The organism is Micromonospora sp. LOL_021 (assembly GCF_048060215.1).
In the GTDB taxonomy this organism is placed as follows: domain Bacteria; phylum Actinomycetota; class Actinomycetes; order Mycobacteriales; family Micromonosporaceae; genus Micromonospora_E.
In genome coordinates, this window is sequence record NZ_JBHMIN010000005.1 from 54,205 (window position 1) to 66,767 (window position 12,563).

At 67.9% G+C, this 12,563-nt stretch carries 16 protein-coding genes; 10 read left to right on the plus strand and 6 right to left on the minus strand.

What is annotated here, in order from left to right; all coding sequences use genetic code 11:
• Positions 1-6 precede the first annotated feature (6 nt).
• Positions 7-648: a hypothetical protein gene (locus ACFHWT_RS06015; protein WP_416593564.1), complete on the minus strand. Its 642-nt coding sequence runs from the start codon at positions 646-648 to the stop codon at positions 7-9.
• 139 nt (positions 649-787) lie between these two features.
• Here ACFHWT_RS06015 and ACFHWT_RS06020 point away from each other — a divergent pair, with 139 nt between their 5' ends.
• From ACFHWT_RS06020 to ACFHWT_RS06040, 5 genes are all read left to right on the plus strand, one after another.
• Positions 788-1,438, plus strand: a complete 651-nt coding sequence (locus ACFHWT_RS06020; protein WP_416593565.1) for a hypothetical protein — start codon at positions 788-790, stop codon at positions 1,436-1,438.
• Between the two features lie 46 nt (positions 1,439-1,484).
• On the plus strand, positions 1,485-2,825 hold the full coding sequence (locus tag ACFHWT_RS06025) for an RHS repeat-associated core domain-containing protein (protein WP_416593566.1): 1,341 nt from the start codon (positions 1,485-1,487) through the stop codon (positions 2,823-2,825).
• A gap of 7 nt (positions 2,826-2,832) precedes the next feature.
• Positions 2,833-3,291, plus strand: a complete 459-nt coding sequence (locus tag ACFHWT_RS06030) for a hypothetical protein (RefSeq protein ID WP_416593567.1) — start codon at positions 2,833-2,835, stop codon at positions 3,289-3,291.
• 285 nt (positions 3,292-3,576) lie between these two features.
• Positions 3,577-4,050 (plus strand): hypothetical protein, encoded by a 474-nt coding sequence (locus ACFHWT_RS06035; protein ID WP_416593568.1) that lies wholly within the window; start codon positions 3,577-3,579, stop codon positions 4,048-4,050.
• 4 nt (positions 4,051-4,054) lie between these two features.
• Positions 4,055-4,348: a DUF1905 domain-containing protein gene (locus ACFHWT_RS06040; protein ID WP_416593569.1), complete on the plus strand. Its 294-nt coding sequence runs from the start codon at positions 4,055-4,057 to the stop codon at positions 4,346-4,348.
• A gap of 62 nt (positions 4,349-4,410) precedes the next feature.
• Here the strand turns inward: ACFHWT_RS06040 and ACFHWT_RS06045 are convergent, their stop codons facing one another.
• Together ACFHWT_RS06045 and ACFHWT_RS06050 are read right to left on the minus strand one after the other, a co-directional pair.
• Positions 4,411-4,770: a type II toxin-antitoxin system PemK/MazF family toxin gene (locus tag ACFHWT_RS06045; protein WP_416593570.1), complete on the minus strand. Its 360-nt coding sequence runs from the start codon at positions 4,768-4,770 to the stop codon at positions 4,411-4,413.
• Entirely contained in the window at positions 4,767-5,036 is a 270-nt protein-coding gene (locus tag ACFHWT_RS06050; RefSeq protein ID WP_416593571.1) for a hypothetical protein, read from the minus strand. The genes ACFHWT_RS06045 and ACFHWT_RS06050 overlap by 4 nt, the downstream gene beginning before the upstream one ends.
• 269 nt (positions 5,037-5,305) lie before the next feature.
• On the opposite strand from ACFHWT_RS06050, the gene ACFHWT_RS06055 reads away from it, so the two are divergent.
• Positions 5,306-5,920 (plus strand): NUDIX hydrolase, encoded by a 615-nt coding sequence (locus ACFHWT_RS06055; RefSeq protein WP_416593572.1) that lies wholly within the window; start codon positions 5,306-5,308, stop codon positions 5,918-5,920.
• Here the strand turns inward: ACFHWT_RS06055 and ACFHWT_RS06060 are convergent.
• A complete protein-coding gene (locus ACFHWT_RS06060) occupies positions 5,917-7,056 on the minus strand; it encodes an XRE family transcriptional regulator (protein WP_416593573.1) in 1,140 nt (379 codons plus the stop codon). The genes ACFHWT_RS06055 and ACFHWT_RS06060 overlap by 4 nt on opposite strands.
• A gap of 159 nt (positions 7,057-7,215) precedes the next feature.
• On the minus strand, positions 7,216-7,389 hold the full coding sequence (locus ACFHWT_RS06065; RefSeq protein WP_416593574.1) for a hypothetical protein: 174 nt from the start codon (positions 7,387-7,389) through the stop codon (positions 7,216-7,218).
• 146 nt (positions 7,390-7,535) lie between these two features.
• Here ACFHWT_RS06065 and ACFHWT_RS06070 point away from each other — a divergent pair, with 146 nt between their 5' ends.
• The 4 genes from ACFHWT_RS06070 to ACFHWT_RS06085 all read left to right on the plus strand — a co-directional run bounded on the left by ACFHWT_RS06070 (position 7,536) and on the right by ACFHWT_RS06085 (position 11,847).
• Positions 7,536-7,745 (plus strand): hypothetical protein, encoded by a 210-nt coding sequence (locus ACFHWT_RS06070; RefSeq protein WP_416593575.1) that lies wholly within the window; start codon positions 7,536-7,538, stop codon positions 7,743-7,745.
• 302 nt (positions 7,746-8,047) lie between these two features.
• Positions 8,048-8,311 (plus strand): DivIVA domain-containing protein, encoded by a 264-nt coding sequence (locus tag ACFHWT_RS06075; protein ID WP_416593674.1) that lies wholly within the window; start codon positions 8,048-8,050, stop codon positions 8,309-8,311.
• Complete coding sequence (locus ACFHWT_RS06080) at positions 8,308-10,518, plus strand: hypothetical protein (protein ID WP_416593576.1); 2,211 nt, start codon at positions 8,308-8,310, stop codon at positions 10,516-10,518. The genes ACFHWT_RS06075 and ACFHWT_RS06080 overlap by 4 nt, the downstream gene beginning before the upstream one ends.
• A 396-nt stretch (positions 10,519-10,914) precedes the next feature.
• A complete protein-coding gene (locus ACFHWT_RS06085) occupies positions 10,915-11,847 on the plus strand; it encodes a methylenetetrahydrofolate reductase (protein ID WP_416593577.1) in 933 nt (310 codons plus the stop codon).
• Positions 11,848-11,872: 25 nt separating this feature from the next.
• Here ACFHWT_RS06085 and ACFHWT_RS06090 read toward each other — a convergent pair whose 3' ends face one another.
• A complete protein-coding gene (locus ACFHWT_RS06090; RefSeq protein WP_416593578.1) occupies positions 11,873-12,517 on the minus strand; it encodes a LysE family transporter in 645 nt (214 codons plus the stop codon).
• Positions 12,518-12,563 lie beyond the last annotated feature (46 nt).

Sequence of the window (12,563 nt, forward strand, 5' to 3'; positions counted from 1 at the left end):
CCCGGGTCAGTTCAATAGCCGCTCGGCCCAGTAGATCTGCCGGTCGGGGCCGACGCTGACGAGGGCGACCATCAGGTCGTCGACGGTGGCGGGAGCGGACGCGATCGCGAACTCCGGCGGGGTCTCCGGATGTGCCGGGTGCAGGACGAAGGAGTACGTGACCGGTGTGGCGTCGACCGACGTGACGATGACGACGTCGCCGGAGGAGTAGAAGGCACCATTGACCTCGCGGTCACCGACGCCCTGCAGCCAGGGGTAGCGCTGTTGGACGGCGTTGAGGACGCCGTCCGAGCCTGATCCGACCTGGTCCGGTCTATTCGACCTGGTGGAGATGATCCCGGGCAGGGTGCGGGTCCGTTTGTCGAGCACCGCGATGATCAGCATCGCGCCGGGTTTCGGCTGCGGTGGCGGCGTCCACCTGACCTGGCCGAGGAAGACCTGGGCGCCGTCGGATGGAACTACCAGCTGTTGACCGTCGAAGGCGGCGTCCGCGGTTGCCTGGTCGACCAGCCGCAGTGTCGCAGTTGGCTTCAGGATCTCCGGCCCGTACGGCGACCGATGATGCCACCACCGCCACCCGCCGATGCCGCCTACCAGAGCGAGCACCAGGACGAGCGAGCTGAGCATCCAGGCCGAGCGATGTCTCATGCCGGCCAGTGCAGCACACGAAGGCGAGAACTCGCCAGATCCGACGCCACGGTCACAACTACTGCACCAGCCTGCTCTGCGATCACATCTTCAGGTAGAAGTGATCCTGGGTAGGTTAGGCCATGCCTATGGTTCGGGTATGGGGGAGAAGGAGCAAAGCGGGAAGGGTAGTGATTCCGGTGCCGACACGGCATCGGAGGCAGGGGCTGCCTGGAGTGCGTGGAGTTTCGGGGGAGCTTGGCGGCAGCATGCGCTCGCCCGAGCTCTTTACCTTGAGCACCAAAATCGGCTCCTCTATTCAGACAAAGATGATCCTGGTCTGCAGGAAGCATGCCGGTTCGTCGGTGCCGATGTGGCCCTCGCGCGCCAAGCCGCTGGAAGCGTCTGGCCCTTCAGGGGCTCACCCGAACGGACCTGGTCACACATCCACGCAGCTGAGCTTGTGCTGCTCAAGGTTGCCGATGAGGAGAGGCTGAAGGGCTGGTCGTCATCCGTACTGGAGCTGGCCAAGAAGCGTCTCCACGAGAGTGACTGCAGACTGGTAAAGCTCCGTGAGCTGTGCGGACGAGACGGCATCGGGAGCCGTGAGCACAGGGCGGCGGGCGGTTGGCGTCGGATCTTCACCCGTAAGGCAAGGTGTGCCGAGGCCAACGAACTTCGCTATGCCATGATGGCTGCCCTGATCGGAAGCTACACCGCGATAAATAGTTGGTATTCCCGGGTGCGCGGCGTGCGGAATATCTTGATTTCCGTGACGATGCTCGCCCTGGGGTGTCGGTATCACGTATGACCGGCCGGGTTGTGGTGCGTCGGATTGCACTCTCTACAGTGCGTCGGTGGCGGAGTCGGTGCATGGCCAGTGGCGGCAGCACGCCTCGACCCTAGCCGAGCAGACCTACTCCTACGACCCGTCGGGTCGGTTAACGACGGTCGAGGACACTATCGGCGGCCAGTGCACCACCCGTGGCTACGGTTTCTCGACCAGCAGCAACCGCACTAGTCTGGTCGAGTACGCCCCGGCAGGTGATGGCACCTGCCAGACCGGGACCGCCGCCTCCACCATCACCCACTCGTACGACACGGCGGACCGAATCACGACCGCTGGCACGGTGTATGACGGGCTGGGGCGTACGACGACGGTGCCAGCAGCCGACACCGCCATCTTGGCCGCTGGTGACGTCACGGTCGGCTATCACGTGACCGACCTCGTTGACACGATCAGTCAGGCGGGTCGGACGGTGGACTACGCCTTGGACGTGACCGGCGAACGGGTGCGGTCGTTCACCGACAGTGCTGATGGCACGCCGGTGACGACGGTGCATCACTACGACGACGATGGTGACAATCCGGTCTGGACGCAGGAGAACGTCGACACCTGGACCCGGATCGTGTCTGGCGTCTCCGGGATGGGTGGCATCTGGAACAGCGACAACGGGCAGGTGACGTGGAGGTTGGCCAACCTGCACGGCGACCTGGTCGCCACCATCAACCCCGACGACGCTGGTCTGTCCGCGACCACCGACGCCAGTGAGTACGGCACCCCTCGCAACCCGGACGCGGTCGGCGGTGAGCGGTACGGCTGGCTGGGCGCGAAGCAACGCGCGGCCGACCCCGCCACCGGGCTGATCCTGATGGGCGTCCGCCTCTACAACACCACCACCGGACGGTTCCTCACCGTCGACCCCGTCTACGGCGGCAACGCCAACCCGTACGACTACTGTGCCGGTGACCCGGTCAACTGCTTCGACCTTGATGGAAAGGTCGCCTGGGGCAAGTGGATCGACAGGGTCGGGACTGGCCTCGCGGTGGCGGCACTCTTCGGCTGCGCAGCGTGCGCGGTCGGGGCTGCGGCCATCTCGCTTGGCCGGGGCGCCTACAGAATTTCCAGAGGTGACCGCAGCGGATGGTGGGACGTTGCCGCAGCAGGCTCCTTCGGAATAGGCCGGGGCCTGCGATACGCTAACAACGCCCGCAAGGCAGCCAGGATTGGGAAGGCTCCGAAGGGCGTTTCGAATCGGTCAGCTCAGAACAAGCGGTTCCGGCAAAAGGCAGCCGCACAGCATCGCAAGTTCAAGCGCACCGTAATCCGGCGACACAGCCGACTCGACCGAGCATACTCGAGCTACCTGATCGGGCGTTCGGCCTACGGCGAGTGGCGGGACTGGAGGCGCAGGTGATGGTTCGGTGAGTACGCATGCCAGTGGCCGACGTGTCTCGGTGCCTTTCCTGATGACCGTCCTGGTCGTGCGTGTGCTTAACGCAGCGAGTGGTGGCCGGATGCCTTGGGCCGAGCCTGCCTACCGCAGTTGGCTGTCCGGAGAGGGCGACCGAGAGACCGAGCAGAGCGTGAAGGGCGAAGGGCTACCGGTGCTTGTCGCTCAGGCGTTGCATGCAGGCTGGTTCGTGCTGGCTGTCGTGTGCGTCGTGGTGATGGTTCAGCTCGACCCCGAGGAGGCGGTTTGGACTGTTCTGCTGGTCGTGCTCACGGCTGGTTTCTCGGTCGGAGTTGCCAACTCGGCGTTCGGTTACATTCCTGAGCAACGGCTGAGCCGTTGGTCGCGTAGCCGGGTGACGGATCTGCTGTGGCTTGTGTTAGTGGTTGTGATCGCTGCCGTCTACTGGTTCGTTATCATTCCGAGGTGAGGCGAGACCGGGTGGCTGTCGTAGATGATCTTCCCATGTGGCTGATCGTGGTGGCGTTTGGTCTCTACTGGGGTGATCGCGACTGGTCTGATGCTCCTGCTGGGAGCGTGCCTCCTTCCTGAAATCGTCAGTGAAGGCACGTGGCGTGCATGGGTTGCGGTGCCGGCGGGAGTGCTGGTGCTATGCCTGCTTCTTCACGAGGTTACGGTCTTGGTACGGGAACGGAGGCGTCCTCCATCGGCCGATTGAGATCGTTCGTGGTGCCAGTGCCTGGCGTAGGGATTGATGTTGGTGCTGGTCCTTCTCGGTCAGGCGGCAAGGCCGAGGAGTTCGGTGGCGCGAGTGGTGAAGTGGCGTACCTCGGGGGTGGCGTACGGCTTCAGGCGATGTTGCAGGGTCTCGGACGGTTCCGATGGTGCGGGACGCGTTGACGGAGGCGGCCAGTTCGACGACGTGTGCGGCGCGGGTGGCGGCGGCTTCGACGTCTGCGCGGTCGAGGTCGGCGGTGGCCAGGGCGGCGTGGCTGAGGGCGGCGCGGCGGGCGCGGCCCTGCTGGCGGGCGCCTTCGGCGGATTCGGTGGCGAATCGTATGGTTTCGTCGGGCTGCCCGAGGTCGCGGAAGCAGTGGGCGGCTTCGCCGTACAGGTATGGGGTGTCGATAAATTTGGCCCAGACGGGTTCGTCGTCGTGGTCGACCCGGGCGAAGGTCTGTTCGGCCTTGGCTACGCTCCGAGGACCACCAGTTGTTGCGTAGCCTGATCTCATGATGGAGTTCGAGGGTGTCGTGTGGGAATGGCGAGGGCCATCCCCATACCACTTCGTGACAATCCCGGACGAGCTCGCCGATGTGGTGCGCGAGTTGGCATCGGCTGTCACGTACGGCTGGGGGATGGTGCCGGTCGAGGTTCGGTCCGGGCGAAGCCGCTGGCGGACCTCGTTGTTCCCCAAGGAAGGAGGCTACGTTCTCCCGCTGCGAGACTCGGTGCGCAAGAAAGAAAAAATCGGCATCGACGACATCGTGTGCGTACACCTGATCGTCCCTGCGGGGCGGCCCTGAGAGTGCCGCTACGCTCTATGTCGCGCTCATCTGCTACGTATGATGTTGCTGCTGTGTCGCAGTCAGGGCGTGAAGGCGACCATTTCCCGAAGCCATTCGGACAGCCGCGCGACTTCGCTGGCTGAGGCGGTTCCCAGGGGCTGCGTGCGGCGGAACCGTTGCGTGGAAACCGCTGTTATGTCCTCGGTGCGCGCCCAGCTGGGGCGGGTCAGCCCGGACTCGGAGGAGTCGATCCGCACATGGTGGTCCAAGCCGCGGTCCCGCGTGGTCAGCGGCACCACGATTGCCATACCGATGGGGAACCGGCAGTGGGTGGTGGAGCCGACGATGACGGCCGGACGTACGCCACCCTCTTCGTGCCCGACCGGGTTCCCGAAGTCCACCAGCCATACCTGCCACGGTGCGAGTTTGGTGTGGCTCACTCGTTGTACTCCGGGTACTCGTCGCGCCCGGGGGGCATGCCGTCACCGGCGGTGTTGTCGGTCAACGACGTCTCGGCCCGGTAGCTGGCCCATTCTTGCTGGTCGGCCTGTAGCTCGGCGTACCGCGTCATGATCTTGTTGACCTGGTGTTCCCTGATGAGCCGCCGAAGCGCTTCGGCGAGGGGGACGCCTGCGAAGTCGCGTCTGGCGATCTCCGCCAGTTCGTCTCGGAGACCGCCGTCGAGCTGCATCGTCGTAGTGGCCATAGCGAACACTATAGCTCGTGGTATGGCGAGCGGTCGCCGAGCGACCGCGATCGCGTACGAGGACATGCCAGCACCCCCCAGCGACAGGCAACCTGAGCGGCTGGTGACGGTCCAGGTGGTTGCCTGGGTCGCCGCCGGAGCGGCTGGGCAGCTCCAGGTGCCTGCGTCAGGCGGCGAGGCCGAGGAGGTCGGTGGCGCGGCTTCGCGGCCCTTGTCTGCGGATTGGGTGCAGGGCTGGTACGAACGGCTGCGCAGATAGGCTGGCCGGCATGGGCGAGGCGACGGGTGACGAACGGCCGTTGCTGGGCCGGACTGGCGGCGGCGGTCCTGAGCAGGCCGGCGCCCACCGCTGGCAGGTGTTCGGAGCGCGGACCGTGTACGAGCGGCGGCCGTGGGTCAGTCTCGACCTGGTCGACATCCAGCCTCCCGGCGGCGAACGGTTCGAGCATCACGTCGTACGGCTGTTTCGCGCGGCCATCGGCGTCGTCGTCAACGATCAGGACCAGGTGTTGATGCTGTGGCGGCACCGGTTCGTGTCGGACCAGTGGGGATGGGAGCTTCCCGGCGGGATCGTCGACGACGGCGAGAGCCCGGAGACGGCCGTGGCACGCGAGGTCGAAGAGGAAACCGGCTGGCGACCGTACGGGATGCGGCCTCTGGTCTCGTACCAGCCGATGGTTGGCATGGTTGACTCGCCGCACGACGTCTACTACGCCAGTGGGGCGACGTTCATCGGCCGGCCCGCCGTGTCCGACGAAGCCGGCGAGGTTGCGTGGGTGCCACTCACCAGCATTCGGCAGCTACTCGACCGGAACGAGATCCTGGGTTCCGGATCGATCGTCGGACTGCTGCACGTGCTGGCGTTCGGCGTGCCGGTGGACTAGATATTTGCCGCGATTCGGGCCAATAACTGATTGAGGCGTCGCTGATTCCTGAGCGATCCCGTCCGGCTGGCCAGCGCCCGAGCACGTCGTGCCTCCTGCTCGGCTTCGCGCAGGTCGCCGCCGGCAAGGTGCGCGTGTGCGAGGCCGATCCGCAGGCCAGCCTCGGCACGGGTGAACGTGCCGTCCATCCCAGCCAGAGCGGCATGTAGCTCATCGACCGCCGAGCGCTCGCCCAGCAGCGCATGCGCGTTGCCGCGCCAGCGCGTCAGGTGGGCTTCGTTGAGGAAGATTCCGGCCACCTCGTCGTCTCGCATCTCCGATCCGGCCGGCAGCGTCGCGGCGGCCTGGTCCAGCGCGGCGTGGGCTGCCGACGCGTCCGACAGAGTGGCGGCGAACTCGGCGTGAGCCGCGTGCAGCCACGCCAGCAACCGGGCAGGGGCCTTCCGCTCGGCCAGCGAAACCGCTTCCAGGATCAGCATGCGGGCAAGCTCCGGCTTGCCGGCATCGACCAGGACGTACGCCTGTTCGCCCATGGCGTGTGCGACCAGGGCCGGACTTGCCGCCTCGACCGCTGCTCGTCGCGCCAACTCGTAGCAGCGCCAGGCTCGGTCGACCGCGCCGACGTCGAGCGCCTGCCAGCCGGCCAGCGTCGCGGCACCGGCGAGCGCCCGCGCAACCGGCCGGCGTGCGGACGGGAGTACGGAGTATGCGAGGGCGTTCTCCAACGTCTCGACGTGGGCGCGCATCTGGTCACCGAGCGCGGGAGCGCCCGCCTGGCGGTCGATGGAGCGGAAGAGTTCGGTCTGCTGCGTCAGCACGCCGACCAACCCGACGTCGACCGACTTGGACGCCTCGATGCGCTTGGCTAACTCGGCGTACGCGCTGTCGAGTGTCTCGCCTTCCGTTGTCGTTGCCCCGAACAGCTCGGCGTCGGTCAGTCCGAAAATCGCCCGCAGGACAGCGCGGTACTCGCCGTTTACTGACCGCCGACCGTTCTCCCACTCGGAGACGTAGACCTTGAGACTTGCCCGAGTGGCGGTAGCCGTGCCAGCGGCAGCACGTCGTCGAGCGATTTCGTGAACGAGTCTCGCCTGTGACCATCCACGTGACTCCCGTGCTGCCTTCAGTGCGTTCATGCCCCGCCTCCGTCCGGGTCATACTAATGATGCCCTACCTGTACTGGGATCGACAGAGGTTAACAGGGGGAAGTTAACCAATGTGGTCTGTCATCTGCGGCACTGAGCCGGTTTAGTCGACGACGGCAAGCGAACGCTAGCCAACAGCAAGAGCGAAGGTCAATCGTCGAGTTGGGAAGGGCGGTGCTCCTTGATCCACTCGGCGACTGCCTCGCGGGACCAGATGCGCCCTGCGGTCAAGGAGTCCAGAGGTGCGGGGAAGGTGGACCGCTTGACGATCTCGGAGGCTCGTTGGCGGGAAATGCCGCCGAGCATCTGCTGAATTTCTGTCATCCCAGCCAACCGCATGCGGAGAAGCTAAGGACTTGACGAGTGTCAACCCCGTCAACTTGACGGCCCTTGCATCTGCCTAGACGAACATCGAATTCTACGCTGAATCCACGAACGAGAACCGCCAACTGATTGGAGGGGAATCGATCATGACGCAGATGGATGACGACCGGTGGCGGTCGTGTGGGTCGGACTGGGACGACCCGGGAACCGGCCCCCGGCAGGTGCCGGTCGACGTACCGCCGGCGGTACTCATGCCCGACGCCCGGCGCGGTGCCGCCGACGTCCGGATCCGTACCGCTGCCCGGAGGGCGACCGGGCCGGTCAGCACCGGCCCCGACCTCGGCGACTGCGCCTGATCCGATTTCCGCAGCTCACGCGACGGAACCAAGGTCTGCCCCGGTCGCCGTACCGCCAAGGAGGGCTGCGGTGATCGGGGCGGGGGTGGCCCCGCCCGAGTCGGCAAGGGGCAGGGCCACCCCCATCCATCACGCACACCACCAAAGCAATCACCGCACCACACAGGGGAGGAGCACTGACCATGCGAAGGATGTGGCAACGGATGCGGGTCCGCTGGGGACGCCGACGGATGGCGTCCACCCCGCCCAGCCGCTGGCCGGCCGGCGGCGACCCCGGCGTCCACCGGGTGCCCGGCACCAACATGCGCTCGGCGGCGTACCGGCCGATCCGGCCCTGGCAGGTGCGCAACCAACGGTTCCGCCCGGTCGGCGTCACGGCCCGCGGCCTCGACCCGGTCGAAGTCGGCGCGTTCCTCGACCGCGTCGCCTACGACCTCGGTGTCCTCTACGCCGAACTCGACCGCACCTGGGAGCAGAACAACCGGATCAAGGACGCGCTGCGCCGCTGGCAGTCCACCCAGGCCGCGATGCACCAGGCCGCGATCAACCAGGCCGCCGTCCGGTGACCGAGCCCGACAACCCCGGCGTCACCGTCGTCGACTGCACCACCTGCGACGGCGGTGGCGTCACCTCCCACCGGTGCAGCTGCACCTGGTACGGCGACCAGCTCATCGTCGACGACGACCAGTTGACCGCCGGCAACCCGGGCGGTACGGCGTACCGCGACTGTCATGTCTGTCTCGGCACCGGCACGAACTGCGTGAGCTGCGACCGCTGCGCCGGGCTCGGCCGCCGCCGCGCCCAACTCGTCTACACCGTCGCCAACGCCGACACCGCCGCCGTCGCCTCCGTCAACATCGTGCCCGGCGCGCTCGACCCGGTGCACCGCGCCGGCCGCTGGTGGCTCGACCTCGACGCCGTCGTCACCGAACTGGCCGACCGGGTCGGCGCCGACCACCTTTACGACCCGGACACCCCCGAGCGGAATCTTCTCGTCGGCGGGCTGGTGCTGCCCCGCGACTGGCGACCCGACCTGCCGCAGGCACGGCGGCACGCCCTGGAAGCGGCGGCGATCGCCAACTACACGTACCACCCGTGGCAGCTCTGGCTCGGCCGGACCGCCCCGCCGGACCGCCCCGACCCGGCCCGCCACCTCGGCCAACTCTGCGCCCTCGCCGAACTGCTCTGCCTCGACCTGGTCGTCGAAACCCGGCCCGATCCGTACGGCGACGACCGCTACGGCTGGCAGCTGCGCTTCGAACTGCCCGACACCGGCGTCGGCGACGCGTTCGCCAGCGGCGTCGGCAGCTACGACAGCCTCTACGCGGCGATCGTCGCCGCCGACGCGACCCGCCTCGCCACCGGGATCGGCGACCGTGGTGTCGACGTACCCGCCCACTACCTGCGCCCCGGCCGACCCGGTCCGCCTATCGGGCCGCCGAAACTCGACCTGGACCAGCTCGAACGCCGCATGCTCGCCGACTGCACCTCACTCGGCACCGGCGTGGCCACCCCCGGCGCGCAGGCCATCTGGCGTGACGGCCGCTGGTGGCACACCAGCCTGCGGGTGGTCGCCGTCGTCGAGGAGCTCACCGAACGCACCACCGGCCAGATCTCCCGGCGTACGGTCGACAAGCTCGCCCGCTCGTGGCAACCGCCGCCGCCCAGCTGGCAGGGGCCGGCGATCCCGTCCGAACCCTGCCCGTACTGCGTACCGGAGCAGGGGTTGCGCCGCTGCGTCTGCACCGTCGTCGCGCCCGCCGCCGACCCGGAGTGCCGCTACTGCGGCGGTGCCGGGCGCAGCGGCCGGTACGCCGCCGGCCTCAGCCGCTGCTTCAGCTGCGGCGACACGCTGCGCATCCGGCACGGTGCCGTCCTCACCGTCACCGATGGACAGCGCTGGGCCCGCCACCTCAACTGGGCACTGCCCGACGAAGCCACCGCCGTGGTGCCGCGGATCGGCAGCCAGCCGGGCGGCAAACCCATCCATCAGGTGCCGCCGCAGTTCCGGCTCCCGTTCCACGTCGGCGATCTGACGGTACGCGGCCAGCCGATCGGCCCGGACCAGCTCGCGCCGCTCGACGAGTACGAGATCCTGCTGGTGCAGGAACTTTGGTACGGCTACGTCACCCTCGACCACCCTGGGCAGGACCCGTTGACCGCGTACCTGGCGAACGTCGCCAACGGGCACCCCGGCGGCCGGGTGCTGCTGCACGCCGTCGAGCCGGACGCGCCACCGCTGGCGCGGGTGCTCGCCCTCGCCCACGGGCTGGGGCTGGCGCTGATCGTCACCGTCGCCGACCACCGCAACGACGCCGGTACGCCGTACCGCATGCAGGGGGTGTCGTGGGGCGCGTACCTCGCCGCGCCCGGTGCAGCGATCGGCCTGCGGGCCTACCCGCACCGGCCCACCCTCGGGCACGCGCTCGCGCAGGCCGTCGAGTACGTGTGCGGCGCCACCCGCTCGGCGGTGCCGGCCGATCCGTCGACCGCGATCGCCGTACCGCAGAACGTGCCGCAATCCGTACCGCAGGATGTGCCGACGCCGGCAGCCGACGGCGACCCCGGCGACTGGGCGGCGCCTGCCGACCTGGTGCCGTTGCTGTCGTTGCTCGCGGGGTACTACGCCGGCGAGACGGTGATCGTCTCGCTCGCCGCGTCCCACTGTGAGGTGCACGTACGTGAAGGTCCCGAGACCACCCGCCGGGTCGCCACCGCCACCGACCTGCCCGCCGCCGTCGCCGCCCTGCGCCTGCACCCGCCCGCCAACTGACGATTCACACCGCCGGGAGTCTGCGCCGATGTGAGGCTGAGATACCCTACGCCGCAATCATGCGGTATCTCAGCCTCACATCGACGAGGTGGTTGAGCCGAGCGCAGCCTCCCAGGCACGGAGAATGCCCAAGTGATCGATGCACAGGTACCCGACCGTGCTGCACTGGCCGCACGGTCGCCAGCGGAGCTTGCCTTTTACCTCCGCACGCAGGGTTGGACGGCGCAGAACCGGTCGGACACCGGCGTTCAATGGATCAAGGTGGTGGACGGCGAGGAGTTCGAAGCACTCCAGCCGGGGAAGTCGATGCTTCGTGATTACCCGGCCCGGGTGCGAGACGTCATCCAGGTGCTCTCCGTCGTTGAGGGCCGATCGCCGGTCGATATTCTCGCCGACATGGCCCACACACCCCACTCGCTGTTCGGCGGAGGGTCGGACGGGCTGCTGCTGTTCGGCATCACCCCGCCGCGTCGCGACGCCGCACCAGAGCGGATGCGCGAGATCGCCCAGGTCACCCTGGATCGGCTCGCGCCGCTTGACCTCGACGGCTTGGTGCTTTACGACATCGACGACGAGGCAGACCGCAACCCGGAGGAGCGGCCGTTCCCGTATTTGCCGACTGCCGATCCAGCGGTGTTCCACGCCGAACACCTCGGTGCCTGGCACCGTCCGGTGATCATCTACCGCTGCGTCGGCAAGTACCGGGAGCCGCAGTTGCGGTCGTGGTTGACGTCGGCGGACACCGACCAGGTCGGCGCGGTCTTCGTCGGCTCGTCGTCGCGCGACAAGCCGGTGCACACCAGCCTGACCCGGGCGCACGAGGTACGCCGTGAGACTCGGCCGGATCTATTCGCCGGCGCGGTGACCATCACCGAGCGGTACACCCGTGGCCGCGACGAGCACCTGCGCATGTTGGCCAAGCAGGAGCAGGGCTGCGCGTTCTTCATCTCCCAGGTCGTCTACGACGTCGATGCGACCAAGAGCATGTTGTCGGATTACTACTACGCGTGCCTCGATCGAGGTGTGGCGCCGCGTACGGTCGTGTTGACCATGTCGGTGTGTGGGTCGCTCAAGACGTTGTCGTTTCTCCAGTGGCTCGGCGTCGACGTTCCCCGCTGGCTGGAGAACGCGCTGCGGCGCGCCGATGACCCACTCGCCGAGTCGTACGCCCAGTGCCTGCGCAACGCGAGTGACCTGCTCGACTTCTGCCGCCGTCTCGGGTTGCCGTTCGGCTTCCACGTGGAGAGCGTGTCGATCCGCAAGGTCGAGATCGAGGCCGCGGTCTCCCTCGCGACTGAACTGCGGGCGATGCTCGACCGGAACCGTTGACGACTCAACTGACCGATTACCGGACCTAGCTGACCGCCTGCCAGGCGAGGCGGATGGCGAGCAGGGCGATGATGCCGTTTCCGACAAGCGCGGTGATCAGCCGGCCGCGCTGGCTGGCGAGCGTGCGGCCGAGGATCGCGCCACCGGTGGCCAGCAGCAGTTGCCAACTCGCCGAGGCGACGAACGCCGCCACGACGAACACCGTGCCGACGAGCACGCGACCATCGGCCGAATCCGCCGTGTGCCCTTGGTAGCCGACCACGAGGGCAGCGAAGTAGACGATGGTCATCGGGTTCAGCAGCGTCAAACCGACGAAGGCGGCGTACGTCCGGGTGATCGACCCGGCCGGTGCCGACCGCGTCGCGGCGGCCGGCGCGCGGTGGGCCCGCGCCGCTACGACGATCCCACGTACGGCGATCGCGACGAGCACCACGGCGGCGGCTGCCTGCAGAACGCCGGTGGCCGGGCTGAGCAGCCGGGCGATCGCCGCACCACCGACGACGGCGGCGGCCGCGTACAGCCCGTCGGCGGTGGCGACGCCGAGCCCGGCGGCCGCACCGTGGCGCAGCGACACCTGTGCGGCAAGGGTGACGATGAGGACCCCGATCGCGCCGATCGGGATCGCGATGCCGTAGCCGGCGAGCAGACCGGATGTCAGTACGTCGATCACGGGTGGACTATGCCGACCCGCCGGATCCGGCGACAACCAGTTTTGG

Excerpts from the sequence above, each read along its gene's own strand:
- ACFHWT_RS06015 (WP_416593564.1), bottom strand. The coding sequence starts at position 648 with ATGAGACATCGCTCGGCCTGGATGCTCAGCTCGCTCGTCCTGGTGCTC.
- ACFHWT_RS06020 (WP_416593565.1), top strand. The coding sequence starts at position 788 with ATGGGGGAGAAGGAGCAAAGCGGGAAGGGTAGTGATTCCGGTGCCGAC.
- ACFHWT_RS06035 (WP_416593568.1), top strand. The coding sequence starts at position 3,577 with ATGTTGGTGCTGGTCCTTCTCGGTCAGGCGGCAAGGCCGAGGAGTTCG.
- ACFHWT_RS06040 (WP_416593569.1), top strand. The coding sequence starts at position 4,055 with ATGATGGAGTTCGAGGGTGTCGTGTGGGAATGGCGAGGGCCATCCCCA.
- ACFHWT_RS06050 (WP_416593571.1), bottom strand. The coding sequence starts at position 5,036 with ATGGCCACTACGACGATGCAGCTCGACGGCGGTCTCCGAGACGAACTG.
- ACFHWT_RS06055 (WP_416593572.1), top strand. The coding sequence starts at position 5,306 with ATGGGCGAGGCGACGGGTGACGAACGGCCGTTGCTGGGCCGGACTGGC.
- ACFHWT_RS06060 (WP_416593573.1), bottom strand. The coding sequence starts at position 7,056 with ATGAACGCACTGAAGGCAGCACGGGAGTCACGTGGATGGTCACAGGCG.
- ACFHWT_RS06065 (WP_416593574.1), bottom strand. The coding sequence starts at position 7,389 with ATGACAGAAATTCAGCAGATGCTCGGCGGCATTTCCCGCCAACGAGCC.
- ACFHWT_RS06070 (WP_416593575.1), top strand. The coding sequence starts at position 7,536 with ATGACGCAGATGGATGACGACCGGTGGCGGTCGTGTGGGTCGGACTGG.
- ACFHWT_RS06075 (WP_416593674.1), top strand. The coding sequence starts at position 8,048 with ATGCGCTCGGCGGCGTACCGGCCGATCCGGCCCTGGCAGGTGCGCAAC.
- ACFHWT_RS06085 (WP_416593577.1), top strand. The coding sequence starts at position 10,915 with ATGGCCCACACACCCCACTCGCTGTTCGGCGGAGGGTCGGACGGGCTG.